20 protein-coding genes are annotated in these 24955 nt (G+C 68.3%); 10 read left to right on the top strand and 10 right to left on the bottom strand.

Annotation, left to right across the window (positions count from 1 at the left end; genetic code table 11):
* Window positions 1-8 precede the first annotated feature (8 nt).
* The 6 genes from ABTZ94_RS03705 (at window position 9) to ABTZ94_RS03680 (ending at window position 5819) form a co-directional block, all read left to right on the top strand.
* A complete protein-coding gene (locus ABTZ94_RS03705; protein WP_351197114.1) occupies window positions 9-365 on the top strand; it encodes a hypothetical protein in 357 nt (118 codons plus the stop codon).
* On the top strand, window positions 362-2143 hold the full coding sequence (locus tag ABTZ94_RS03700; protein WP_351197112.1) for an SDR family oxidoreductase: 1782 nt from the start codon (window positions 362-364) through the stop codon (window positions 2141-2143). The genes ABTZ94_RS03705 and ABTZ94_RS03700 overlap by 4 nt, the downstream gene beginning before the upstream one ends.
* Window positions 2144-2166: 23 nt before the next feature.
* Window positions 2167-3117: a MerR family transcriptional regulator gene (locus ABTZ94_RS03695; protein WP_351197110.1), complete on the top strand. Its 951-nt coding sequence runs from the start codon at window positions 2167-2169 to the stop codon at window positions 3115-3117.
* A gap of 165 nt (window positions 3118-3282) precedes the next feature.
* A complete protein-coding gene (locus ABTZ94_RS03690) occupies window positions 3283-3825 on the top strand; it encodes an RNA 2'-phosphotransferase (protein ID WP_351197108.1) in 543 nt (180 codons plus the stop codon).
* Window positions 3826-3905: 80 nt separating this feature from the next.
* Complete coding sequence (locus ABTZ94_RS03685) at window positions 3906-4805, top strand: LLM class flavin-dependent oxidoreductase (RefSeq protein WP_351197106.1); 900 nt, start codon at window positions 3906-3908, stop codon at window positions 4803-4805.
* Between the two features lie 147 nt (window positions 4806-4952).
* Window positions 4953-5819, top strand: a complete 867-nt coding sequence (locus ABTZ94_RS03680) for a Cof-type HAD-IIB family hydrolase (RefSeq protein ID WP_351197104.1) — start codon at window positions 4953-4955, stop codon at window positions 5817-5819.
* A gap of 54 nt (window positions 5820-5873) precedes the next feature.
* Here the strand turns inward: ABTZ94_RS03680 and ABTZ94_RS03675 are convergent, their stop codons facing one another.
* The 5 genes from ABTZ94_RS03675 to hisC all read right to left on the bottom strand — a co-directional run bounded on the left by ABTZ94_RS03675 (window position 5874) and on the right by hisC (window position 15154).
* Window positions 5874-7580, bottom strand: coding sequence for a GAF domain-containing sensor histidine kinase (locus ABTZ94_RS03675; protein ID WP_351197102.1), 1707 nt, complete (start codon window positions 7578-7580; stop codon window positions 5874-5876).
* 57 nt (window positions 7581-7637) lie between these two features.
* Window positions 7638-11156 carry a thiol reductant ABC exporter subunit CydD gene (cydD, locus tag ABTZ94_RS03670; RefSeq protein ID WP_351197100.1) on the bottom strand — a complete coding sequence of 1173 codons (3519 nt, stop codon included), beginning with the start codon at window positions 11154-11156 and terminating at the stop codon, window positions 7638-7640.
* A gap of 78 nt (window positions 11157-11234) precedes the next feature.
* A complete protein-coding gene (gene cydB / locus ABTZ94_RS03665) occupies window positions 11235-12236 on the bottom strand; it encodes a cytochrome d ubiquinol oxidase subunit II (RefSeq protein ID WP_351197098.1) in 1002 nt (333 codons plus the stop codon).
* 18 nt (window positions 12237-12254) lie between these two features.
* Window positions 12255-13766, bottom strand: coding sequence for a cytochrome ubiquinol oxidase subunit I (locus ABTZ94_RS03660; protein WP_351197096.1), 1512 nt, complete (start codon window positions 13764-13766; stop codon window positions 12255-12257).
* Between the two features lie 308 nt (window positions 13767-14074).
* The gene (hisC, locus tag ABTZ94_RS03655; RefSeq protein ID WP_351197094.1) at window positions 14075-15154 is read right to left on the bottom strand and encodes a histidinol-phosphate transaminase; all 1080 of its coding nucleotides are present in this window, start codon (window positions 15152-15154) and stop codon (window positions 14075-14077) included.
* 371 nt (window positions 15155-15525) lie between these two features.
* Between hisC and ABTZ94_RS03650 the strand changes: the two genes are divergently transcribed.
* The 3 genes from ABTZ94_RS03650 to ABTZ94_RS03640 all read left to right on the top strand — a co-directional run bounded on the left by ABTZ94_RS03650 (window position 15526) and on the right by ABTZ94_RS03640 (window position 18876).
* Window positions 15526-16638: a LacI family DNA-binding transcriptional regulator gene (locus ABTZ94_RS03650; RefSeq protein WP_351197092.1), complete on the top strand. Its 1113-nt coding sequence runs from the start codon at window positions 15526-15528 to the stop codon at window positions 16636-16638.
* Window positions 16639-16810: 172 nt separating this feature from the next.
* Window positions 16811-17869, top strand: coding sequence for a metallophosphoesterase (locus ABTZ94_RS03645; RefSeq protein WP_351197090.1), 1059 nt, complete (start codon window positions 16811-16813; stop codon window positions 17867-17869).
* Window positions 17870-18051: 182 nt separating this feature from the next.
* A complete protein-coding gene (locus ABTZ94_RS03640; protein ID WP_351197088.1) occupies window positions 18052-18876 on the top strand; it encodes a hypothetical protein in 825 nt (274 codons plus the stop codon).
* 75 nt (window positions 18877-18951) lie between these two features.
* Here the strand turns inward: ABTZ94_RS03640 and ABTZ94_RS03635 are convergent, their stop codons facing one another.
* Together ABTZ94_RS03635 and thiC are read right to left on the bottom strand one after the other, a co-directional pair.
* Window positions 18952-19539 carry a GNAT family N-acetyltransferase gene (locus tag ABTZ94_RS03635; RefSeq protein ID WP_351197086.1) on the bottom strand — a complete coding sequence of 196 codons (588 nt, stop codon included), beginning with the start codon at window positions 19537-19539 and terminating at the stop codon, window positions 18952-18954.
* Between the two features lie 145 nt (window positions 19540-19684).
* The gene (gene thiC / locus ABTZ94_RS03630) at window positions 19685-21499 is read right to left on the bottom strand and encodes a phosphomethylpyrimidine synthase ThiC (protein ID WP_351197084.1); all 1815 of its coding nucleotides are present in this window, start codon (window positions 21497-21499) and stop codon (window positions 19685-19687) included.
* A gap of 196 nt (window positions 21500-21695) precedes the next feature.
* On the opposite strand from thiC, the gene ABTZ94_RS03625 reads away from it, so the two are divergent.
* A complete protein-coding gene (locus ABTZ94_RS03625; protein ID WP_502967167.1) occupies window positions 21696-23018 on the top strand; it encodes a YibE/F family protein in 1323 nt (440 codons plus the stop codon).
* An 80-nt stretch (window positions 23019-23098) separates the two neighbouring features.
* Here the strand turns inward: ABTZ94_RS03625 and ABTZ94_RS03620 are convergent, their stop codons facing one another.
* The 3 genes from ABTZ94_RS03620 to ABTZ94_RS03610 form a co-directional block, all read right to left on the bottom strand.
* Window positions 23099-23536: an SsgA family sporulation/cell division regulator gene (locus ABTZ94_RS03620; protein WP_093895105.1), complete on the bottom strand. Its 438-nt coding sequence runs from the start codon at window positions 23534-23536 to the stop codon at window positions 23099-23101.
* Between the two features lie 101 nt (window positions 23537-23637).
* Window positions 23638-24408, bottom strand: coding sequence for an IclR family transcriptional regulator (locus tag ABTZ94_RS03615; protein WP_351197080.1), 771 nt, complete (start codon window positions 24406-24408; stop codon window positions 23638-23640).
* Window positions 24409-24651: 243 nt separating this feature from the next.
* Window positions 24652-24864: a DUF5326 family protein gene (locus ABTZ94_RS03610; RefSeq protein WP_093895169.1), complete on the bottom strand. Its 213-nt coding sequence runs from the start codon at window positions 24862-24864 to the stop codon at window positions 24652-24654.
* Window positions 24865-24955 lie beyond the last annotated feature (91 nt).

Genomic DNA, 24955 nt, shown 5'->3' with positions numbered 1-24955 from the left:
ACGGTGGCATGGCCTCGGCAGTGAAGGACGCACAGGCCCCGGAGCTGCGGGGGTTCAGGGAAGTACAACGCCTCGCGTACGACTGCGCCGAGGCGGTCGCCGCCCGGCTCACGCCGGGGGTGACCGAGCGCGAGGCCGCCTGCATGCAGCGCGACTGGCTGCGCGAGCGCGGGGTGCGGGACTGGTTCCACCTCCCCTTCGCCCAGTGGGCGGTCGAACCCCACCTCGGATTCCGGGGTACGGGCGCCAAGTTCGAGAAGATCCTGGGGGTCACCGACTCCAAGGACCCCGAACAGAACGCCTTCTGGCTGGACGACGATCTGCCGCATGTGCGGCGCTGGGCCGAGGAGAGGGTGGCGGCATGAGTCTGCAGAGTCTGCCGGGAGCGCGCGAGCGCCGGGTGCGTACGGGCGGAATCGAGCTGTGTGTCGCCGAGTTGGGCGACGAGGGACGGCCGACGATCGTCCTCGTGCACGGCTACCCGGACAGCAAGGAAGTCTGGACGGACGTGGCCAGGCAGCTGGCCGACCAGTGGCACGTCGTGCTGTACGACGTACGCGGGCACGGTCGGTCCACAGCGCCGGCGCCACTGCGGGGCGGCTTCACCCTGGAGAAGCTCACCGATGACTTCCTGGCCGTCGCCGACGCGGTGAGCCCGGACCGGCCGGTGCATCTGGTCGGGCACGACTGGGGGTCGGTCCAGTCCTGGGAGTTCGTCACGGTCAAGCGGACCGAGGGCCGGATCGCCTCGTTCACCTCGTTGTCCGGGCCTTCCCTGGACCATTTCGGGCACTGGATCAAGCAGCGGATGACCCGGCCCACCCCGCGCCGGGTCGGCCAGTTGCTCGGCCAGGGTGTCAAGTCCTGGTACGTCTACATGCTGCATACGCCGGTCCTGCCCGAGCTCGCCTGGCGCGGCCCGCTCGGCAAGCAGTGGCCCCGGATTCTCCGGCGACTGGAGAAGGTGCCCGCCGGCGACTATCCGACACCCTCCCTGCCCAACGATGCGGCGCACGGCGCCTGGCTCTACCGCGACAACGTCCGGGCCCGGCTGCGCAGACCCCGTACCGACGCCTACGCGCATGTACCGGTCCAGCTGATCACGCCTACCGGCGACATCTTCCTGTCGGAGAAGCTGTACGACCAACTGGACCTGTGGGTCCCGCAGTTGGTACGCCGCTCCCTGCCGGGCAAGCACTGGGTGCCGCGCACCAGACCGGACCGGCTCGCCTCCTGGATCAGTGAGTTCGCCGCAGTCAACGAGGCGGCGCAGGCGGACGGCCGGCCGATGCAGAACACCGCGCCGACCGGGGCGTACGCGGACCGCTTCGGCGGACAGCTGGTCCTTGTGACGGGCGCGGCAGGCGGCATCGGGCGGGCCACCGTTTTCGCCTTCGCCGAGGCGGGCGCACGGGTGGTGGCCGTGGACCGGGACGGGGAGGAGGCGGCCAGGACGGCGGAGATAGCCCGGCTGATCGGCTCCCCGGCAGCCTGGGGCGAAGCGGTCGACGTCAGCGACGAACAGGCGATGGAGAAGCTCGCCGAGAAGGTCGCCACCGAATACGGCATCGTCGATGTCCTGGTCAACAACGCAGGGATCGGTCTGGCCGGCTCCTTCCTGGAGACCACGAGCGAGGACTGGAAGAACGTCCTCGATGTCAATCTGTGGGGAGTCATCCACGGCTGCCGGATCTTCGGCAAGCAGATGGCCGAACGCGGCCAGGGCGGCCATATCGTCAACACGGCTTCCGCCGCCGCCTATCAGCCTTCCCGGGCGTTGCCCGCGTACAGCACCTCCAAGGCGGCCGTGCTGATGCTCAGCGAGTGTCTGCGAGCCGAGCTCGCCGACCGGTCGATCGGGGTCAGCGCGATCTGTCCCGGCATCGTCAACACGAACATCACCGCGACAACGCACTTCGCGGGTGCCGACGCCGCGGAGGAGAAACGGCTGCAGAAGCGGACCAGCCGGTTGTACGGGCTGCGCAACTATCCGCCGGAGAGGGTCGCCGAAGCGATCCTCAAGGCGGTGGTGCGCAACCAGGCCGTCGTGCCAGTGACACCGGAGGCCCGCGGCGCCCGGTTCCTGTCCCGGTTCAGCCCCGGTGCGCTGCGCGGGATCGCCCGGCTGAAGCCGCCGCTGTGAGCGGCCCCGGGCAGCCGTCGGCGGTGACCGGCCGATCCGCCGACGAGTACCGGATCGAGGACCTGGCGCATGCGAGCGGTGCCACGGTCCGTACGATCCGCGCCTACCAGGACCGCGGTCTGCTGCCGACGCCGGAACGGCGCGGCCGGGCCAATGTGTACCGGGACACCCACCTCGCCCGGCTCCGGCAGATCGCCGATCTGCTGGATCGCGGCTACACCCTGGCCAGCATCAAGGAACTCCTGGAGGCCTGGGACACGGGCCGCGGTCTGGGCGGGGTGCTCGGGCTCGTCGCCGAGGTGCACGGCCCCTGGACGGACGAGCAGGCCGACCGGATCACCCTGGCCGAGCTGAACACCAAGTTCGGCGGCAGCCCGGACGACGAGGCGGTCGCCGAGGCGGTGGAGCTCGGCGTACTCGAACGCATCCCGGGCCGGGACGACGAGTTCCTGGTTCCGAGCCCTCAAGAGCTTGCAGTGGCCGTTGAGCTGTACGCAGCAGGTGTACCACTCAGTGCAAGCTCGGGACACCTGAGGGAACTTCGCGGTCAGGTCGAGCAGATCGCCTCGCGCTTCCTGGAGTTCACCACGGAGCACGTCTTCGCGCGCTATCTCGATCAACGCCCGCCCACGGACTCGGACGCGGCGGAAGCGGCCGCCATGGTGCGCAGGCTACGTCCGCTCGCTCAGCAGACGGTCGACGCCGAACTGGCGCGTGCGATGCGGACGTTCGCCACCCGGCATTTGCAGCACCACCTCGGTGCTGACACCCCGCTCACCTCGGAAACCTCGATATCAGCGATGCGCCAGGTGAATCTGCCACCGGAGACCATCCGCTCCGTACAACGGCTGGTTGGTCCGGAGAACGTGTCCGCCTTCGTCGCGGCGGCTGCAGAACGCGAGGTGCAGACAAGGACATTGGAAGCACTTACACCATCTACCAATGAAGTAACGCGTATTACCCAAAGCGGCTGATTTCTCGACGACTTGTCCACAGAATCGCCAATTAGCCTGTGGATAAGTCAAGTTGGCTGTGGATCAAACCTGTGGACAAAAATTGCTACAGCGAATAAAATTGCTGTAGTGAATCGAGGTGAAATCCGGATGCGCGTGAGCAACCGCCGCGAGCACTCTGACGGGATGGACGACAGACACACCGTGAAGGTGTCCAAGTACCTCTCGAAACACCTGCGGCACCAGCCGGAGCGGATCGGAATCACGCTCGACGCCAACGGCTGGGTGACGATCGACGAACTGCTGCGCGCCACAGCCCGCAACAGCTTCCCCATCACCCGGGCCGAACTCGACCACGTCGTCGCCGTCAACGACAAGCAGCGCTTCGCCGTCGAGGACGGCCGCATTCGTGCGAGCCAGGGCCACACCGTCCCCGTCGATCTCGCTCTCCCGCCGGCCGAGCCGCCCCCGTACCTCTACCACGGCACGGTGGGCCGCGCGCTGGACGCGATCCGCAGCGAGGGCCTGCGCCCCATGGACCGCACGCACGTCCATCTCTCACCCGACCGCGAGACGGCAACCAGGGTCGGCTCCAGGCGCGGCCGCCCCGTCGTCCTGTCGGTTGACGCAGCCACGATGCACCGCGCGGGCCACACCTTCTACGTCAGCGCCAACGGGGTCTGGCTCACCGCTGCCGTACCGCCCGCGTTCCTGCGTTTCCGCGACTGACCCCACGGCCGGTCCCACCGAAAACCGGTGCGCCTCGCGAAGGCGGGCCCACCGGTTTTCGGACCCGTAAGGTCGTAGCCATGCGTCTGAGCACTGTGATTCTGCCTATCCACCGCTGGATCGAGGGCCAAAAGGTCTGGCAGCGCGCCGAGGAGATGGGGTTCCACGCCGCCTACACCTACGACCATCTGACCTGGCGGACCTTCCGCGACGGGCCGTGGTTCGGCGCGGTGCCGACCCTCACCGCCGCGGCCGCCGCCACCCAGCGGCTGCGCCTGGGCACCCTCGTCACCTCCCCCAACTTCCGGCACCCCGTCACGCTCGCCAAGGACCTCATCACGCTGGACGACGTCTCCGACGGACGCGTCACCCTCGGCATCGGCGCGGGCGGCAACGGTTTCGATGCCACGACGCTGCGCCGGAGCGACGAGGAGGCGTGGACGCCGCGCGAGCGGGCCGACCACTTCGATGAGTTCGTACCGCTGCTCGACCAGCTGCTGCGGGAGCCCTCGGTGACGTACGAAGGCCGGTTCTACGCGGCGAACGAGGCCCGGAACATCCCCGGCTGTGTGCAGCGGCCCCGGCTGCCGTTCGCAGTGGCCGCCACCGGGCCTCGCGGGATGAAGCTCGCCGCGCAGTACGGCCAGGCCTGGGTCACCACGGGCGATCCGAAGCTGTACGAAGCGGGCACCCCGGAACAGTCCGTCGAGGCCATCCGCGGGCAGCTCACCAAGCTGGGCACGGCCTGCGAGTCCACCGGCCGGGATGTCGCCGAGCTGGACAAGATCCTTCTCACCGGTTTCACGCCGGACCGCCCACTGCAGTCCTTCGACGCCTTCGTGGATTTCGCGGGCACCCACTTCGCACTGGGCTTCACGGAGATCGTGATTCACTCACCGATCCCGGACTCCGACTTCGCGGCGGACGAGAAGGTCTTCGAGCGCATCGCCACCGAGGGCCTGGCCCAGCTCGGCCGCTGACAGACCCGGCTCGGCCTCCGACCGGACCGGCACGACCACTCAGGATCGCTGGCATACGCGTCAGGCATGTTCTCCTGGTCAGAGGCGCGCATCTCATATGTGCGCCCCTGTGCACGCCCGTGCGCCTTCGTACGCGAGAATGGGCGCGTGACCTCAGCTACCGACTCGCCTTCGCCTGCCGCTCCCCGGCTGATCGCCACCGACCTGGACGGCACCCTGCTGCGCGACGACAAGACCGTCTCGGACCGTACGGTCGCCGCGCTCGCCGCCGCCGAGGAAGCCGGTATCGAGGTCTTCTTCGTCACCGGACGCCCGGCCCGCTGGATGGATGTCGTCAGCGATCATGTCCACGGACACGGCCTGGCGATCTGTGCGAACGGCGCCGCAGTCGCGGATCTGCACGCGGACGGCAAGCTGGTCAAGGTCCGCCCGCTGGAGCGCGAAATCGCCCTCGACATCGTGCACACGCTGCGCGCCGCCACCCCCGGCACCTCCTTCGCCGTCGAACTGACCACCGGCATCCACTACGAACCGACGTACCCGCCCTTCCACCTGGACCCGGGTGCCACCGTCGCCATCGCCGAGAAGCTGCTCCACCAGGAGACGCCGGGTACCGGCACCCCCGTGCTGAAGCTCCTCGCCCACCACGCCGAAATGACCCCGGACGACTTCCTCGCCCTGGCCCGTACGGCAGCCGGCCACCGGGCCTCCTTCACCCGGTCCAGCCCCACGGCCCTGCTGGAAGTCAGCGGCCCCGGCGTCTCCAAGGCCAGTACCCTGGCGCTCTGCTGCGCCGAGCGCGGCATCTCGCCCGCCGAGGTCGTCGCCTTCGGCGACATGCCCAACGACGTGGAGATGCTGCGCTGGGCGGGCACGTCATACGCGATGGGCAACGCCCACCCGGCCGCAATCGCCGCCGCCTCCGGCCGGACCGCCACCAACGGCGACGACGGCGTCGCGGTTGTCATCGAGCGGATCCTCGCCGCGCGCCGGACGCCCGACGCGGCACGCTGAGGCCCGCGCCCGACAGCGCCCCCGCCGGCCGGGCCCCTGAGCGCCCGATTGCCCTCAGATCGGCGCCTCCCACACCACCGTCGTGCCGCCCCCGTCCTCCCCGATGCCGGGCCCGAACCAGCTCGCACCGCCGAGGGATTCCGCCCGGCGCGCCAGATTCCGCAGCCCGCTGCGCCGACCGCCCTCCGGTATGCCCACCCCGTCGTCGGCGACCGACAGCCGCACCGCGTCCCTCCCGTCGGGAAGCGTGGCGGTCGCATCGACGACCACGTCGATCAACGACGCGTCGGCATGCCGGAAGGCATTGGACAGCGCCTCTCGCAGCGCAGCGATCAGGTTCTTGCCGGTCAGCTCGCCGACCAGCGAGTCGACCGGGCCGAGGAAGCGGTGCGAGGGCTTGAAGCCCAGCGGGACCGCTGCCATGTTGATCTCGCGCAGCACACGTGTGCGCAGCCCGGACGGCGCCTCTGCCGGTTCCTGCTGCAGTGCGAAGATCGCGGTACGGATCTCCTGGATGGTCACGTCCAGTTCGTCGACCGCGCGGCCGACACCCGTCTGCACCTCAGGCACGACCGACCGGCGCTGCGCGCTCTCCAGCATCATCCCGGTGGCGAACAGCCGCTGGATGACCAGATCGTGCAGATCGCGGGCAATCCGGTCACGGTCCTCGTACACCGCGAGCCGCTCCCGGTCCCGCTGCGCCTCGGCCATCATCAGCGCGAGTGCGGCCTGCGAGGCGAACTGGGTGGCGAGGGTCCGTTCCGTCTCCGTGAACGGCCTCTCGCCCCGGGCGCGGGGGGTGGCGAGCGCGCCCAGCACGCGTCCGCCGCTGTGCAGGGGCAGCAGCATGCTGGGGCCGAACTGGTGGGCCAGCGTGGTGACCATGCGGGGATCGGTGGCCGAGTCGTCCACGAAGACCGCCTCGCCGCCCAGCAGCTTCGTAACCACCGGGCTCTCCGGCCCGATGATCAACCCCAGCTGGGCGGAGGGGTCGTCCGCGGAGACGGCGACGATCTCCAGACCGCCCTTCTCGGCCGGCAGCAGCACGATCCCGGCAGCGGACGCGGCGAGATGGCGGGCCTGCTCGGCGACGACGGAGAGTGCGTCATCGGCGTCACCGCCGGACAGCAGGGCGGTGGTCACGGCCACCGAGCCGTCGATCCACCGCTCGCGCTGGCGTGCTGCCTCGTACAGCCGGGCGTTGCCGATGGCGATCCCGGCCTCCGTGGCGAGCACCCGCACCATATGCAGGTCGTAGTCGTTGAACTCGCCCCCGTCGTCCTTCTCGGCCAGATAGAGATTTCCGAAGATCTCTCCCTGTACCCGGATCGGAACGCCGAGGAAGCTCCGCATCGGGGGATGGCCGGGCGGGAATCCGGCAAACCTCGGATCGGCCGTCAGATCGGCGAGCTTCACCGGTACCGGGTCGTGGATCAGAGCACCGAGCAGCCCCCGGTGCCCGTCGGGGCGGCGGCCAATCTCGTGCGCCACCTCGTCCGAAACGCCGTACGTGACGAAATCGGAGAGCCCCGCACCCTCCTCGTCCACGACGCCGATGGCGGCGTACCGGGAGTGGGCGAGTTCTGCCGCCGTCTCGCAGATCCGGTCCAGGGTGGAGTGCAGTTCGAGGCCCGTGCCGACGGAACGCATGGCTTCCAGCAGGTGCGGTACCCGGGCGGTGAGTTCGGGGGACAGGCCCTGCAGGCTGCGGGTCGCCTGTGTCGCGGCTTCGAGTGAGTCCTTCGGGTCCTGCTCTGGCATACCCCGAGACTAGTTAGTCCCTATTGCGGAAGAAAGTCGGCTATCGTGCCGCCCGGCTCATGCCTGTACGCCCACGGCTGCCTCGGGCACCCGTACGGTCTCCCGCTCGCGCTCCAGCATCCGGCGCAACGGCCCCTCCTCAGCGGCGAGATCGGCATACGGTCCCCGCTGCACGACCCGGCCCGCATCCAGCACCACCACCTCATCGACGGCTTCGAGCCCTTGGAGGCGGTGGGTGATCAGTACCGTCGTACGCCCCCGGGTGGCGGCCAGCAGGTCCGCGGTCAGGGCGTCGGCGGTCGCCAGGTCGAGATGTTCCGCGGGCTCGTCCAGAACGAGTACGGGAAAGTCGGCGAGGATCGCCCGGGCCAGGGCGAGGCGCTGGCGCTGGCCGCCGGAGAGGCGTGCGCCGTATTCGCCGACGAGGGTGTCGAGCCCGTCGGGCAGCGCCTCGGCCCAGTCGAGCAGCCGTGCCCGGTCGAGAGCGGCCCGCAGTTCCTCGTCCGTCGCACCGGTACGGGCCAGCCGGAGGTTCTCCCGGATGGAACTGTCGAAGATATGGGCATCCTGAGCGCACAGCCCGACGAACTGCCGGACCGTGTCCCCCTCCAGTGCGGAGGCCTCGACACCGCCGATCCGGTACGTCCCCGCTCGTGCGTCCAGGAAGCGGAGCAGGACCTGCGCGAGGGTCGTCTTCCCCGAGCCGGAGGGCCCGACGACAGCGATGCGCCGGCCGGCCGTCAGCCTCAGGTCGACGGAGTCCAGGGCGTCCCGCTCCGCCCTCGCGTACCGGGCCGACAGCCCCCGTACCTCCAGCGGGAAGGGCGATCCGGGTGTCTCGGCCGGGCTGCCGGGTTCGCGCACGGGCAGCGGGGCGTCCAGCACCTCGTACACCCGCTCCGCACTCCGCTTGACCCGCTGCCGGTACTGCACGGCGAGCGGCAGACCGGTCACGGCCTCGAAGGCTGCCAGCGGCGTGAGTACCACCACTGCGAGTTCCACGCCCGCAAGCCGCCCGTCGTGCACGGCGGGCAGGGCGACGAGTGCGGTGGCGACGACAGTAAGGCCGCCGATCAGAGCGATGAGACCGCCGCCGAGCGCAGTGGCGGTGGCCGCGCGGGAAGCGATGCGGGTCAGGACGCCGTCGGCCTCCCGGGTCCGCTCCGAGCGGGCGGGCAGGGCGCCCGTAACGGTCAGTTCGGCGGTCCCGCCGAGCAGGTCCGTGATCCGGGTGGCCAGATCGGCACGTGCGGGAGCCAGTTGGCGTTCCGCGTGGCGGGAGCAGGCGCCGCTGATCAACGGCACTCCCGCTCCGGCCAGCAGCAGCCCGGCGGCCAGCACAAGGCCTGCCGCAGGCAGCAGCCAGCCGATGAATCCGGCGGTCGCCGCCCCTACGACGACGGCGGTCCCGGCAGGCAGCAGCCAGCGCAGCCAGTAGTCCTGCAAGGCGTCGACGTCGGCGACGAGCCGGGAGAGCAGGTCCCCGCGCCGGGTGCGGCGCAGACCGGCCGGCGCGATGCGCTCCAGCCCTCGGTAGACCGCGACGCGCAGCTCGGCGAGCATCTTGAGCACGGCGTCGTGCGACACCAGACGCTCGGCGTAGCGGAAGACGGCCCGTCCGATACCGAAGGCACGGGTCGCGGTCACGGCGACCATCAGATAGAGCACCGGGGGCTGCTCGGAGGCGCGGGAGATCAGCCAGCCGGAGACGGCCATGAGTCCGACGGCCGAGCCCAGGGCGAGGCTTCCCAGCAGCAGCGCGAGTGCCAGCTGTCCGCGCTGTGCCCCTGCGGCCTCCCTGACCCGGGCCAGTACCTGACCCGAGCGGGCCGCGGTGTCCCGCAGCGCCCCGGGCTCCGGCACCGCATCACTCTCGTCGGCGGGTGCGTTCGTCGGCCGTGGCACCGTGTCGGACGCCTCGTGCTTCTCCGGCCGAAGTGTCACGCCCGGTTCCAGTGTCACCACCCGGTCGGCCACCGAGAGCAGTGCCGGGCGGTGCACGACCAGCAGCACGGTACGCCCCGCCGCCAGCCTCCGTACCGCCTCGACGATGGCCGCTTCCGTCTCGCCGTCCAGGCTCGCCGTCGGCTCGTCGAGCAGCAGCAGCGGCCGGTCGGCGAGGAAGGCCCGCGCGAGCGCGAGGCGCTGGCGCTGCCCGGCGGAGAGGCCCGCACCGTCCTCGCCGAGGAGCGTCTGCGCGCCGTCCGGCAGTTCCGCCACGAAGTCGTACGCCCCCGCGTCCCGCAGCGCCGCCACCACGGCGCCCTCGTCCGCGTCCGGCCGAGCCAGCCGTACGTTCTCCGCGATCGTGCCCGCGAAGAGATACGGGCGCTGCGGCACCCAGGCGATCCGTTCCCGCCAGCGCTCGGGTGCCAACGTCGCCAGATCGACGCCGCCGACCCGTACCCGCCCCTCGTCGGGTGCCGTGAATCCCAGCACCACATCGAGCAGAGTGGACTTCCCGACGCCACTCGGGCCGACCAGGGCAACGGTCTCCCCCTCGTCCACCACCAACGAGGCCCCGTCCAGCGAAGCTTCGGTACGGCCTTCGTGCCGTACGGTCACCTTCTCCAGCTCCAGCCGCAGCGACTCCGGAATGTCCTCCGTACCGCCCGGCCGGGGCTCGGTCTCCAGGACCGAGAAGATCTCCTCCGCGGCCGAGAGCCCCTCGGCGGCGGCGTGGTACTGCGCGCCGACCTGACGGATCGGCAGATAGGCCTCGGGCGCCAGGATCAGCACCACCAAGCCGGTGTAGAGGTCGAGTTCGCCGTGCACGAGCCTCATGCCGATGGTGACGGCGACGAGGGCCACCGACAGTGTCGCCAACAGCTCCAGGGCGAAGGACGACAGAAACGCGATCCGCAGCGTCCGCAGCGTGGCCTGCCGGTACTGCGAGGTGATGGTGCGGATGGATTCGGCCTGTGCCTTGGCCCGGCCGAAGACCTTCAGCGTCGGCAGTCCGGCGACCACGTCGAGGAAGTGCCCCGAGAGCCGGGACAACAGCCGCCACTGGCGGTCCATCCGCGACTGGGTGGCCCAGCCGATCAGGATCATGAAGAGCGGGATGAGCGGCAGCGTGACCACGATGATCGCTGCCGAGACCCAGTCCTCGGTGACGATCCTGGCAAGGACCGCCACCGGGACGACCACCGCGAGCCCGAGCTGTGGCAGATAACGCGCGAAGTAGTCGTCGAGGGCGTCGACTCCACGGGTGGCGAGCGCCACCAGGGAGCCGGTGCGCTGCCCGCTCAGCCAGCCCGGCCCGAGCGCCGCGGCCCGCTCCAGCAGCCGCCCGCGGAGTTCGGACTTGACCGCCGCGCTGGCCCGGTACGCAGCCAGTTCGGTCAGCCAGGAGACCAGCCCCCGGCCGACCGCGACGGCCGCGAGCAGGATCAGCGGAGTCCGCAGCCCGGAGACGGTCAGTCCGTCCTCGAACCCGCCCACCACCACTTCGGCGATGAGCATGGCCTGGGCGATGACCAGCGCCGCCCCGACAACTCCGAGTGCCACCACGGCTGCCAGGAAGAGGCGGGTGGCGCGGGCGTAACGGAGCAGGCGCGGGTCGATCGGTTTCACGTGAAACAGCCCCAGTGAGCTCGGTAGGCGGACCAGGGCCTGTCCGGCGGGTCAGGGTCGGACAGGCCCCAGGTGCGTTCAGTGCGCTTCGGCGATGTGCTGCGTACCAATGCGCTTACGGAACACCCAGTACGTCCAGCCCTGGTAGAGCAGGACGACCGGCGTGGCGATCCCCGCGCACCAGGTCATGATCTTCAGCGTGTACGGGGTTGACGAGGCGTTGGTGACCGTGAGGCTCCAGGCGTCGTTGAGCGAGGACGGCATGACGTTCGGGAAGAGCGTCAGGAAGAGCATCGCGACCGCGCCCACGATGGTCACGCCGGAGAGCGCGAACGACCAGCCCTCACGTCCCGCCGCGATCGCACCTATCGCACCGACCAGCGCCACCACGGCGATGATCATCGCCAGCAGGCTCCAGCCGTCGCCGTTGTCGATCTGGGTCCAGATCAGGAAGCCGAGTGCGAGCACCGCGGTGACCGGCCCGAGCTTCAGCGCCAGCTTGCGCGCCCGCTCCCGGATGTCCCCAACGGTCTTGAGCCCTGCGAACACGACACCGTGGAAGATGAAGAGCGTGAGCGTGACCAGTCCGCCGAGGATGGCGTACGGGTTGAGCAGGTCCCAGAAGGTGCCCACATACTCCATGTCGGCGTCGATCTTCACGCCGCGCACGATGTTCCCGAAGGCCACGCCCCAGAGCAGGGCCGGAATCAGCGAGGACCAGAAGATCGCGTGTTCCCAGTTGGTCTGCCACTTCTCCTCGGGACGCTTCGACCGGTACTCGAAGGCGACGCCCCGCACGATCAGGCAGACCAGGATGATCAGCAGCGGCAGATAGAAACCGGAGAACAGGGTGGCGTACCACTCGGGGAAGGCGGCGAAGGTCGCACCGCCCGCAGTGAGCAGCCACACCTCGTTGCCGTCCCAGACGGGCCCGATCGTATTGATCAGAACCCTCCGCTCCTTCCGGTCGCGGGCCAGCAGCTTGGTGAGAATACCGATCCCGAAGTCGAATCCCTCCAGGAAGAAGTAGCCGGTCCAGAGGACGGCGATGAGTACGAACCAGACGTCGTGGAGTTCCATCTCGCAGCTCCTCTGCTCTCAGTAGGAGAAGGCCATCGGCCGGTCGGCGCCGTCATGGTCGTCGCCGCCGATCTTGGTGGGCGGGTTGAGGTCGGCCTCCGTGAGCTCCGGCGGTCCGGCCTTGATGTACTTCACAAGCAGCTTGACCTCGATCACCGCGAGCGCGGCGTAGAGCAGGGTGAAGCCGATCATCGAGGTGAGCACCTCAGCCTGCGAGGTGCCGGGGGAGACCGCGTCGCGGGTCTGGAGCACGCCGTAGACGACCCAGGGCTGGCGGCCCATCTCGGTGAAGATCCAGCCCCAGGAGTTGGCGATCAGCGGGAAGAGCAGTGTCCAGAGCGCGAGGATCCAGTAGCACTTGGCGAACTTCGGGCTGAGGGCCTTGTTCTTGAAGAGGACCAGATGGGGCACTTCGTCCTCACCGGTCCGCAGCCCCGGCGGCAGCATGAACTTCTTCCGCGTCAGCCACAGTCCGAGGATGCCGATGGCGAACGACGCCATCCCGAAGCCGATCATCCAGCGGAAGCTCCAGAAGGCGACCGGGATGTTGGGCCGGTAGTCACCGGGGCCGAACTTCTCCTGCTCGGCCTTGTTGATGTCGTTGATGCCGGGGACGTACGAGGTGAAGCTGCCGTCCGCGAGGAAGGACAGTATCCCCGGAATCGAGATCTCCACGGTGTTGTGGCCCTTGGCCACATCGCCGACCGCGAAGATCGAGAAGGGCGCCGAGTTCTGCCCCTCCCAGAGCGCCTCGGCGGCGGCCATCTTCATCGGCTGCTGCTTGAACATGACCTTGCCGAGCTGGTCACCGCTGATGGCGGTGAGAAGTCCGGCGATGATCACGGTGACCAGTCCGAGCCGGAGCGAGGTCCGCATCACCGGGATGTGCTTCTTGCGCGCCAGATGGAAGGCGGCGATGCCGACCACGAACGCGCCTCCGACCAGGAAGGCGGCGGTGACGGTGTGGAAGAACTGGGCGAGCGCGGTGTTCTGGGTGAGCACGTGCCAGAAGTCGGTGAGCTCGGCCCGGCCGCGTTCCTTGTTGATCCGATAGCCGACCGGGTGCTGCATCCAGGAGTTGGCCGCCAGGATGAAGTACGCGGACAGGATGGTCCCGATGGAGACCATCCAGATGCAGGCGAGATGGATCTTCTTCGGCAGCTTGTCCCAGCCAAAGATCCACAGCCCTATGAACGTTGACTCGAAGAAGAAGGCGATCAGCGCCTCGAACGCGAGTGGGGCACCGAAGATGTCGCCGACGAACCGCGAGTAGTCGGACCAGTTCATACCGAACTGGAACTCCTGGACAATGCCGGTGACGACGCCCATGGCGATGTTGATCAGGAAGAGCTTGCCCCAGAACTTCGTCGCCCTGAGGTACTTCTCGTTGTTCGTCCGCACCCAGGCGGTCTGCAGGCCGGCGGTGAGCGCGGCGAGAGAGATCGTCAGTGGGACGAAGAGGAAGTGGTAGACGGTGGTGATACCGAACTGCCATCGCGCCAGGGTTTCCGGCGCCAGAGCTAGCTCCACGTCGTCTTCTCCTTACGTCGCCGTAGTCACACCGGCAGTTTGCCCTATAAATCCGACTAATCATGGGAGAAAATAAGACACGCTTGTGAACGCGTTCACATTCACAAGCAATTATGACGCACGGACTTTCGGGACGTTCGGGCGGGGTGCCCCTCTTGGGATGTTCCGATCAATCCCCCCCGAAGCAGACAACCGGGAAGCGCTGCATTCCGGCCACCCCTCAGACCGCGAACGCAAAGGCCCCGCACCTCGGCGAGCGAGGTACGGGGCCCTGGGCCTTCCGGCGTGCGCAGGCGGCCTACGCCGCTCTACAGCTCCTTGCGGTACGACTCCGTCACCTTCAGGAACAGGTCGTTCGCCTCGTCCTCCCCGATCGAGACCCGCACACCCTCGCCCGCGAATGGCCTGACCACCACGCCGGCCCGCTCGCACACCGCGGCAAAGTCGGCGGTACGGTCCCCGAGCCGCAGCCAGACGAAGTTCGCCTGGGACTCCGGCACGGTCCACCCCTGGTCCGCCAGCGTCCGCTGCACCCGGTCGCGCTCGCACACCAAGGAGCCGACCCGCCCCAGGAGTTCGTCCTCGGCGCGCAGCGAGGCCACCGCCGCGTCCTGCGCGAGCTGACTGACCCCGAACGGCACCGCCGTCTTGCGCAGCGCGGCCGCCACCGGCTCGTGGGCCACGGCGAAACCGACCCGCAGACCGGCCAGGCCGTACGCCTTGGAGAACGTCCGCAGCACCGCCACATTGGGCCGGTCCCGGTAGATCTCTATGCCGTCCGGCACCTCGACGTCGCGGATGAACTCCTTGTACGCCTCGTCGAGCACCACCAGGACATCGCCCGGCACGCGGTCCAGGAACCGCTCCAGCTCGGCCCGGCGCACCACGGTGCCGGTCGGGTTGTTCGGGTTGCAGACGAAGATCATCCGGGTGCGGTCCGTGATCGCGTCCGCCATCGCGTCGAGGTCGTGCACCTCACCGTCGGTCAGCGGAACCTTCACCGAGGTCGCACCGCTGACCTGCGTGATGATCGGGTACGCCTCGAAGGAGCGCCAGGCGTAGATGACCTCGTCGCCCGGGCCCGAGGTGGCCTGAAGAAGCTGTTGCGCCACACCGACCGAGCCGGTTCCGGTGGCGAGGTGCGAGACGGGCACACCGAAACGGTCGGCCAGCTCGTTCATCAGACCGGTGCAGGCCATGTCCGGATAGCGATTGAAGTTCGCAGCCGCGGCCAGGGCGGACTCCATCACCCCGGGCAACGGCGGATACGGGTTCTCGTTGGAGGACAGCTTGAACGCAACCGGTCCGCCGGCGGCAGCCGGCCTGCCCGGTACATAGGCGGGAACGCCGTCCAGCTCGGCGCGCAGCTTGGGGCTCGTCTCGCTCACCGCAGGTCCTCCTCGACCGTCTGTACACATCAATACTGCTCACCTTATGAGGATTGAGCGCTGCTGCGAATGGTTCGGAGCGTCCACTCGTCCGATGCGACCGGGAATGGGGGGAGCGCTTCCCTCGCTGACGTGCGCCGGTGGCTCACTCCGTGGCGCGCATCCCTCAATGAGGTGAGATGAGACCTCTTCAAGACATCGACCATTTAGTAGGCCCATCGGGTTCGATGCATGACATACTGCGGTTGATCCCGCCAACATCCTTGATTTGCAAGACATTTGATAATTAATGATCATGCAGAAACGTGCCTGTCAACAAGTGAATATGCGACCAGGCCAACCTCCCGTCCGAGCCCTACTATCGGCTCGCCATGACAGCAGCAGGAAAGCACCAGGTGAGCCGGACGAAGACACCCCGGCGCGGCGGCCGGCAAGGACGAGCGGGAATCCGGGATGTGGCCGCCGCCGCCGGAGTCTCCATCACGACCGTCTCCGACGCGCTCAACGGCAAGGGCAGGCTCCCGGACGCCACCCGCCGCCATGTCCGTGAGGTCGCAGAGCGCCTGGGCTACCGCCCTTCCGCCGCGGCCCGAACCCTCCGTACCGGCAAGTCCGGCCTCATCGGCCTGACCGTGACGACCTACGGGGACGAACCTTTCACCTTCACCGAATTCGCCTACTTCGCCGAGATGGCCAGAGCGGCCACCTCCGCCGCGCTCGCCCGCGGCTACGCCCTCGTCATCCTGCCGGCCACCTCACGCCACGACGTCTGGTCGAACGTCGCTCTCGACGGCACCATCGTGATCGACCCCTCCGACCAGGACACGGTCGTCACGGAGCTCGTACGCCAAGGGCTGCCCGTCGTCTCGGACGGCCGGCCGGCCGGAACCCTTCCGGTCACCGCCTGGGTCGACAACGACCACCGGGCCGCCGTGCTCGACCTCCTCGACCATCTCGCCGCCGCCGGGGCCCGCCGCATCGGCCTGCTCACCGGCACCACCACCGACACGTACACCCGCCTTTCCACCACCGCGTACCTTCATTGGTGCGAGCGCGTGGGCCAGGAGCCGGTGTACGAGTCCTACCCCGCCCACGACCCGTGCGCGGGCGCGGTCGCCGCCGACCGGCTGCTCGCCCGCCCGGACAGGCCCGACGCCGTCTACGGGCTCTTCGACCCCAACGGCACCGATCTGCTGGCGGCCGCCCGCCGGTACGGTCTGCGCGTCCCCGAGGACCTTCTGCTGGTCTGCTGCAGCGAATCCACCGTGTACGCGACGACCGAGCCCCCCATCACCACGCTCTCGCTCAAGCCGCGCAGAATCGGCACGGCGGTGGTCCAGCTCCTGATCGACGCCATCGAAGGCGTGGATCACGACGGACCGTTGGAGCAGGTCATACCGACAGAGCTCATCGTCCGGACATCCTCGCAACGCCGTCCGCCCCGCACCACGGTCAGCGCACCGCGCTCCCCCACCAGGGATTGATCAGGCCAATTCGGACTAAACGGCCGGTGAACCTGATGTGCGCCCGGATTCACCACCCCTGGTGCGTCACACAGCACGATCCGCATTCCTATGATGGGCGCACGACACCGCGGACCGCCCGACCAGCAGGGCCCGTCAGGTGTACGGCGGCGCGACGGTGGTGGAGGGGTCGATGACACAGGGGGCCGGTCAGGAACCCGTGGTGCGGACTGCGACGTTGCGTGACTTCCGCGTACCGCCCTATGCGCAGACTCCAGTGCCGCCTTCACCGCCGCACCCGGGCAATGCCGTTCCGGGAGACGAGCTGCCGGAGGGGTACACACCCACCGCGCGCGACCTTCCCGTGATCAATCGCGGTGACACCATCCAGGTGCAGGCCGTCCCTGACCCGCGGCCCGTCCCGGATCCGGGACTCGGACCGCTGTACGTCGTCGGCGATGTCCACGGCTATCTGGACGAACTCCACGCAGCCCTCGCCGAACAGGGCCTCATCGACGCCGAGGGCAACTGGTCCGCGGGCAATGCCCGGCTCTGGTTCCTCGGCGACTTCACCGACCGGGGCCCCGACGGCATCGGCGTCATCGACCTCGTGATGCGCCTCTCCGCCGAGGCCGCCGCCGCCGGCGGCTACTGCAAGGCCCTGATGGGCAATCACGAACTGCTGCTCATCGGCGCCAAGCGGTTCGGCGACACCCCGGTGAACTCCGGCGCGGGCACCGCCACCTTCCAGGCCGCGTGGCTGCTCAACGGTGGCCAGAAGAACGACATGGAGCGTCTTCAGGACGTCCACCTCCAGTGGATGTCCCGGCTCGACGCGATCGTCGAGGAGGATGGGCATCTGCTGATGCACTCCGACACGACGGCGTACCTCGACTACGGCGCCACCATCGAGGACGTCAACGAAACCGTGCACGCCATTCTCACGCGTAACGACGCCGATGAGTGCTGGGACCTCTTCCGGAAGCTCACCAAGCGGTTCGCCTTCCGCGACGAGGCGGGGCCACAGGCCGTCCGGGAGCTGATGTCGGCCTACGGCGGGCAGCGCATTGTCCATGGCCACAGCCCCATTCCGTACCTTCTCGGCGAGGTCGGCTCGGAGGACGACGAGGACGGTTCCGGCCCTGTGGTCGAAGGTCCGCACGTGTACGCGGACGGGCTCGCCATCGCCATGGACGGCGGAGTGACCATGGCCGGAAAGCTACTGGTCGTCCAACTACCCCTGCATGACTGACGTTCTTCTGGGAAGACGCATCCACGACCTGACCACGCCGACCGCTGGGCCTATTTCCGGAAACCCCCTGTCACCCCGTGCCGTGGGAGCTCTACCATCGGCGTATCAGTAGCAGGCTCTCCTCCGTTTCCGCCCAACTGCCCGGTCCAGGCGGGTATTCAGGCCCTACGGAGCATCGGGGGATGCACATGAACAGCGCTCCGCACCTGCTGACCGAGGACCGCCCCGAGTACGAGCGGATCCTCGACGACGCACTGCGTCACGCCCATGAACGGCCGGATCTGGCCGCGGTCGGCGAGCGGCTCAATGCCGTGCAGCTGCGCACCATGGCGCTGGACGCCACGGCGCTGATCACCGAGACGGCCGCCACCGAGTACGACCACTATGTGAAGGCCCGCGAAGAACTGCGCGGACCGGCCGACGGGGCGGCCCAGGAATCGGGCCCAGGGTCCGGCACGGACAGTCCGAACCAGTCGGGCGCCGGCATAGGAGCCGTCGTCACGGTCCTGGCACCTGTGCTGGCCGGCATCGCCGCGTTCATATTCCTACTGTCCGGCTATCTGCTGAGGCTGCTCAATCCGCCGCCGTCCTTCGCCTCCACGATGGTCGCCGCAGGCTGGTTCTTCGCTGCGGTCATGGCCGCCGCCATCCTGGCCGCGGCCGCCGGGCTGCTCATCACCGCGCTGCGCAACGGGTCGACGTCGCAGCCCGCCGAGGATGCCGACAACGAGTTGCCGGAGGATGTGGCGCGCGCCAGAGAGGCATGGCGCCACGCACTACTGGAGCGCGGCATCCTGCCGTTCCTGCGGGACGCGCTCGCCGACCCCGACGCCGGCCCCGCGTCGCGCACACCGCATCGTTCGGCGAACCGCATCCCGAAGATCGGCTACAGTCGACCGGACTTCTCCAGCCCGGACGACGGCCCGGCGGCGGGCCCTCGCCCGACCTTCACCAGCCCCGACTTCACCAGCCCCGACTTCGGCGGCCCGGAGCATGAACCGGACTGACCGGGTGCGAGGAAAACGTCTCCCCACCAGGAACACCGCGTCGGCCAACGGCCCGCGCGCCGGGACCGGCGTGGGTCAGCGGTCCCATGCCTTCGGGCGCGCCAGCGCCTCCCACTCGGGACGGAGCAGTGAGAGCACCGCGACGTCATGGCGGCGCCCCCGGTGCAGACACGCGGATCGCCGTATCCCCTCCTGGACGAATCCCGACCTGCCGAGAACGGCGAGCGCGGCCGCGTTGTCCGTGTGGGTGACCGCCTGAAGGCGGTACATGGGCAACTCTCCGAACGCCAGGTCCGTCAGCGCGTCGAGTGCGTCCGTGCCGTATCCGTGACCGCGGTGCTGCGGAGCCAGCATCAGCTCGACGTCGGCCGTACCGTCGGCGACATCCTGTTCGGTCAGGGCCGCGTGGCCGACAGGCGTGCCGTCGGGAAGCACGACGACGAAATCGTCACGGTCCTGGTCGTCGTGGTCGCGCTCGATGCGTTCCCGCAGCGACGTGATCGCACGTGGCCAAATGCCCATCGCATGAGCTGTCGCCGGATCGGACCGCCACTCCTGCAGCAGTTCGGCGTCATCGACTTCAACGGGAACGAAGGCGACTTTCCGTCCTCGCCAACACGGCTTCCGGTCCGCCTCGTTCGTCTCCGCCGCGCTATCGCTCATGCGCGGATCCTACGGACACGCAACCGCCCTGATCACCTGCTTTTCGGCACCGAGCGTCCGGAACCTGCCATGCACACGTGGAGAGCAGCGGCTGAGTGGCGAAGGCCTGCCGCGGTCTTCGCCACTCGGTCATGCGTCGGACGGATCAGTCCGCGATCGGCAGATAGACCCGGTTGCCGGCTGCCGCGAACTCCTTGGACTTCTCCGCCATGCCTGCCTCGATCTCCGCCTGCGAACCGCCGTGTTCACGGCGGATGTCCTGGGAGATCTTCATCGAACAGAATTTCGGCCCGCACATCGAGCAGAAGTGCGCGGTCTTCGCCGGTTCGGCGGGCAGCGTCTCGTCGTGGAACTCCCGCGCCGTGACCGGGTCGAGAGCCAGATTGAACTGGTCCTCCCAGCGGAATTCGAAACGGGCGTCGGAGAGCGCGTCGTCCCAGTCCTGCGCCCCCGGGTGCCCCTTGGCGAGGTCCGCCGCATGGGCCGCGATCTTGTACGTGATGACGCCGGTCTTCACATCGTCGCGGTTGGGCAGGCCGAGGTGCTCCTTGGGCGTGACGTAACAAAGCATCGCCGTGCCCCACCACGCGATCATTGCCGCGCCGATGCCCGAGGTGATGTGGTCGTACGCCGGAGCGACATCGGTGGTCAGCGGGCCGAGCGTGTAGAACGGCGCCTCCTCGCAGATCTCCTGCTGGAGGTCGATGTTCTCCTTGATCTTGTGCATCGGGACATGGCCCGGGCCCTCGATCATGGTCTGGACACCGAACCGCTTGGCGATCGTGTTCAGTTCACCGAGCGTGCGCAGTTCGGCGAACTGGGCCTCGTCGTTGGCGTCGGCGATCGAGCCGGGGCGCAGCCCGTCGCCCAGCGAGTACGTCACGTCGTACGCCGCGAGGATCTCGCAGAGCTCCTCGAAGTGCTCGTACAGGAACGACTCCTTGTGGTGTGCGAGGCACCACGCCGCCATGATCGAACCGCCGCGGGAGACGATGCCGGTCTTGCGGCGGGCGGTCAGCGGGACATACGGCAGGCGCACGCCGGCGTGGACCGTCATGTAGTCGACGCCCTGCTCGGCCTGCTCGATGACGGTGTCCTTGTAGATCTTCCAGGTCAGCTCCTCGGCCCGGCCGTCGACCTTTTCGAGGGCCTGGTAGAGGGGAACGGTGCCGATCGGCACGGGGGAGTTGCGCAGAACCCACTCACGGGTGGTGTGGATGTTGCGGCCGGTGGAAAGGTCCATGACCGTGTCGGCGCCCCAGCGCGTCGCCCATGTCATCTTCTCCACCTCCTCCTCGATGGAGGACTTCACCGCGGAGTTGCCGATGTTGGCATTGACCTTCACCAGGAACCGCTTGCCGATGATCATCGGCTCGATCTCGGGGTGGTTGACGTTGGCCGGCAGCACGGCCCGGCCCGCGGCGATCTCCTCGCGCACCACCTCGGGTTCGACGTTCTCCCGGATCGCCACGTACTCCATCTCCGGGGTGATCTCACCCCGACGGGCGTACGCGAGCTGGGTCACCGGCTGCCCGTCCCGGCTGCGACGGGGCAGGCGCGGCCGACCGGGAAAGACCGCGTCGAGGTTGCGCAGCCCTTCCCCAAGCTCTCGGCTTCGCTCGAGCAGGGGAGACCCCATTCGCGGCGAGGTGTGCTTGAGCCCGTCGTCCTCGGGGCGGGCGGGGCGGCCCGGGTACTCCTCGGTGTCGCCGCGTGCGGTGATCCAGTTCTCCCGCAGCGGTACGAGCCCACGACGGACATCGGTCTCGGTGGTGGGGTCGGTGTACGGCCCCGACGTGTCGTACAACGTCACGGCTTTGCCGTTGGTGAGGTGCACCTGACGGACCGGAACTCGGAGGTCCGGGCGTGAGCCCTGGACATACCCCTTGTGCCAGCCGATGGACTTCCCGGCCTCATCGCTCTGGTTCGAGGCAGGCGTGCGTGCGTCCGATGTGGTCATGAGACCTACTCCCTACGCCGGCATTACCCGGTAACAGGTTCGGCGGTCGGCGCAGCCTCTCCCGTACGGTTGTACGGATATCAGCGCCCTCTCAGCCCGGTGCTCCGAGCTCCCGCGTGTGCAAAGGTTCCTCCACGCTAGCGCCCTGTCCGGCGTAATGAACAGAGGGCTTTTCTCTTCTTGCGATGATCGGCCGGTGACGTCCCCCCATATCGACACCGAACCGCAGGGCCATCAACACGGCCACTCGCACAGCCATGGCCCTGCCGCGCCCGTCTCCAGGCATCTGCGCAAGGTCATCGCGGCCGTGCTCATCCCGTTCGCCACCGCGGTCGTCGTCGGCCTGGTGGTGCTCTGGCCCGGCGGCGCGCCCCAGCACGAGCGGACCGGTGTCGGCTTCGACCGGCAGACCCAGCAGGGAAGGGTGGTGAATATCGACAAGGTGGACTGCAAGGACGTGAACGCCGCCCAGACGCCCATCAGCGGCGAGACCACCCCGCCGTCGGGGAGCGGGCCCGGGCTGTGCGCGAAGGCCGACATCGAGGTGACGACCGGTCACGACAAGGGCCGGACCTTCGTCGAGATCGTCCAGCCCGACGCACCCCGTCAGTTGCGCAAGGGGCAGGGCGTGGTCGTGGCATACGCTCCCGAGGCACCCCGTGATCTGCAGTACTCGGTGACGGATGTGAACCGGAAGTTCCCGATGACTCTGCTGGCCGGGATCTTCGCCCTGGCCGTCATCGCGGTGGGCAGGATGCGCGGGGTGATGGCACTGGTCGCGCTCGCAGTGTCGTTCGCCGTGCTGACCCTGTTCATCCTCCCGGCCATCCTCCAGGGCGCGAATCCCCTGCTTGTCGCGGTGGTCGGCGCCAGTGCCATCATGCTGATCGCGCTCTACATGTGCCACGGCCCGACCGCCCGCACGTCGGTCGCAGTGATCGGCACACTGATCTCATTGCTGCTGATCGGGCTGCTCGGATCGCTGTTCATCGGCTGGGCGAACCTGACCGGCAACACCGACGACAGCACCGGTCTCATCCACGGCCTGTACCCGCACATCGACATGAGCGGTCTGCTGCTGGCCGGTGTCATCATCGGCTCGCTCGGGGTGCTCGACGATGTGACGGTCACCCAGACATCGGCGGTCTGGGAGCTGCACCAGGCGAACCCGACGATGGGTGCTCGGGGGCTCTACCGGGCAGGGATCAGGATCGGGCGCGATCACATCGCCTCGGTCGTCAATACGCTGGTGCTCGCCTACGCGGGGGCCGCACTGCCGCTGCTGCTGCTGTTCTCGATCGCCCAGAGCAGCGTGGGGACGGTGGCCAACAGCGAGCTGGTGGCGGAGGAGATCGTACGAACGCTGGTCGGTTCGATCGGACTGGTCGCCTCGGTGCCGGTGACGACGGTGCTCGCTGCGCTGGTCGTCTCCGCGGACCGCACGGGGGTCGGCGCGGAAGCCGGAGCTTCGGCACCCGTACGGACCGGGAAGGGCCGTCGTCGCAGGACGAGGCCTTGAACGCCTCCATACGGAGAGCGATTCACCCATTCGGCAGGTGTTGCGTTAGACCGGCGGGCCGGTTGGCGGCGCCGTGCTCTTCAGCCGGCGTTCTGTTCCTCGGCGAGGATGCGGCCCAGGGCCTCTTCCAGGTTGCCCTCGAAGTCACCCAGCGTGCATTCCTGCCCGAGCGGCACGAGTTTGTCCGTCCGGTCGAGAAAGGCCACAAGTGGTGCCGTACCGGCCCTGAAGAGGGCGCGATCCGTGCCCACCTGAAGTCGGATATGCACGTCGGACAGCCCTTCGGGCTCCGTGGGCCCGATATGCACATCGCCGTCACCACTGGGGCTGTTGAGGCCGTCGAGCAGCAGCTCACGGCCGAATGCCCAGGTGACGGGGGCGTCGCCGGGCAGATGGAAGGTCATCCGGATCGCATATGGATCACACACTTCGTACCGGAGCTCCACCGGGATCCGGAAAGAGAGCTCCTCGGAGACGAGGAAGCTCATCATGACCTCAGCTTGAACCGACTCGCGCATCGTCCAACCCCGCAGTAGATGAATCTGGCCAGGAATGATCCCCACTGGCCCTATTGACGCCATCGTGGTGCACGCGATAGCAGATCACAAGGAGTGATTTTTCAGATACTGATAGAGAACACGAATGAGCGCAAGAGGTGGGATACTTCGCCACGTAGTTGTTCGACTGCGGGGAGCAACCGGTCTTCTTGCTCCAGCGGTACCGAAATCGCCATCGCGGCAGCGGTGAATCCGGCTGTGATCGGGATGGCTGCGCAGACCGTCCCCAAGGCGTACTCCTGTCGTTCGATGACAGATTTCATTCGTTCCAACGACCGCAATCGTTCAAGAAACGCCGGGCGGTCTCTCACCGAGTAGCGGGTCAGCGGCCGCACAGGGTGCCGGTCCAGATGGTCCTCGCGGGCCTTCTCGTCGAGCTGGCTCAGCAGACACTGGCCGATCGCATGGGCGTGCCCGGTCTCCCGGAAAGATGCCCACTCGTCCACCGCGGGTGTGGCGGGGTCGCCGGCGACCGCGATGAGTTCGATCTCACCCTCGCGGTAGACGGCGCAGTACACCGGTGCACCGATGGTGTCGCGCCAGCGGCTCAGCGACTCGGTCATTCTGCTGCGACGATTCTGCAGCGAACCCTCGCCGGCCAGGCGCTCAGCGGCGGTCCCGAAGAGAAACACGCCGTTCTCCCTGCGCAGATAGCCCTCATGGGTCAGGGTGCGCAGCAGATGATAGGCAGTGGGAAGGGGAAGGCCCGCTTCCCTGGCCAGCTGTTTCGCGGGCGCCCCGTCTCGATGGGCGCCCACAGCTTCCAGCAGCCTCAGCGCTCGCTGGACCGAACCGATCAGCGTCGGGACGGCAGTGCTCGATGCCGTGGTCAACGGTCACCCCCAGGCGTGGTGACGGGCGGTCAGCCCGCCTGTGGGGGCCGCCCCCACAGGCCGCCGCATGACTGGGGTCCGGAGGCCGAACGCCGTACAAACCACCGGTCAGGGTGGTGACGGACAGTTAATTCCCAGGTGGTGGCAGCGGAATGTCACCATATCGGCCGCATCCGCAAGGAGGGTCGTTTCGTCCTGCGCTTAGCTCAGCTGGGCTAATCACCCGGCCTGCTTCCGATCGTCCTACCAGTCGCTGCGCGAGGAGGAGGACGACATGAACTTGCGTACAACGAAGACGAGTCCGCCGACCAGGATCACGAAGACCAGAACCTTGAAGAGCAGACCGATCACGAACCCGACCACGCTGGCGATCAGACCGCCGAACACGACGATCGCGATGACCGGCACCGCGATCCACTTCACCCACCAGGGCATCCCCGCGAATATCTCCCGCACGGCCATCGTCCTTGCCTCGTCTCTGTGAGTTCCTGTTTCGATACTTCGATGCTAGAGGCGCAAAGGGGGCCGGCGGGGGTTCCGCAGCCCT

The sequence above is a fragment of the Streptomyces sp. NPDC002785 genome (genome assembly GCF_040295565.1).
Taxonomy (GTDB): Bacteria; Actinomycetota; Actinomycetes; order Streptomycetales; family Streptomycetaceae; genus Streptomyces.
Note: the sequence above shows the minus strand (reverse complement) of the source record. Positions and strands in the feature narration are given on the sequence as shown.

Bases quoted from the DNA above. Each gene is read 5' to 3' on its own strand.
- thiC (WP_351197084.1), bottom strand. From the start codon at position 21,499: ATGACCACATCGGACGCACGCACGCCTGCCTCGAACCAGAGCGATGAG.
- ABTZ94_RS03640 (WP_351197088.1), top strand. From the start codon at position 18,052: ATGCACATGAACAGCGCTCCGCACCTGCTGACCGAGGACCGCCCCGAG.
- ABTZ94_RS03690 (WP_351197108.1), top strand. From the start codon at position 3,283: ATGGACGACAGACACACCGTGAAGGTGTCCAAGTACCTCTCGAAACAC.
- ABTZ94_RS03705 (WP_351197114.1), top strand. From the start codon at position 9: ATGGCCTCGGCAGTGAAGGACGCACAGGCCCCGGAGCTGCGGGGGTTC.
- ABTZ94_RS03675 (WP_351197102.1), bottom strand. From the start codon at position 7,580: ATGCCAGAGCAGGACCCGAAGGACTCACTCGAAGCCGCGACACAGGCG.
- ABTZ94_RS03685 (WP_351197106.1), top strand. From the start codon at position 3,906: ATGCGTCTGAGCACTGTGATTCTGCCTATCCACCGCTGGATCGAGGGC.
- ABTZ94_RS03635 (WP_351197086.1), bottom strand. From the start codon at position 19,539: ATGAGCGATAGCGCGGCGGAGACGAACGAGGCGGACCGGAAGCCGTGT.
- ABTZ94_RS03650 (WP_351197092.1), top strand. From the start codon at position 15,526: ATGACAGCAGCAGGAAAGCACCAGGTGAGCCGGACGAAGACACCCCGG.
- ABTZ94_RS03620 (WP_093895105.1), bottom strand. From the start codon at position 23,536: ATGCGCGAGTCGGTTCAAGCTGAGGTCATGATGAGCTTCCTCGTCTCC.
- ABTZ94_RS03645 (WP_351197090.1), top strand. From the start codon at position 16,811: ATGACACAGGGGGCCGGTCAGGAACCCGTGGTGCGGACTGCGACGTTG.
- ABTZ94_RS03700 (WP_351197112.1), top strand. From the start codon at position 362: ATGAGTCTGCAGAGTCTGCCGGGAGCGCGCGAGCGCCGGGTGCGTACG.
- cydB (WP_351197098.1), bottom strand. From the start codon at position 12,236: ATGGAACTCCACGACGTCTGGTTCGTACTCATCGCCGTCCTCTGGACC.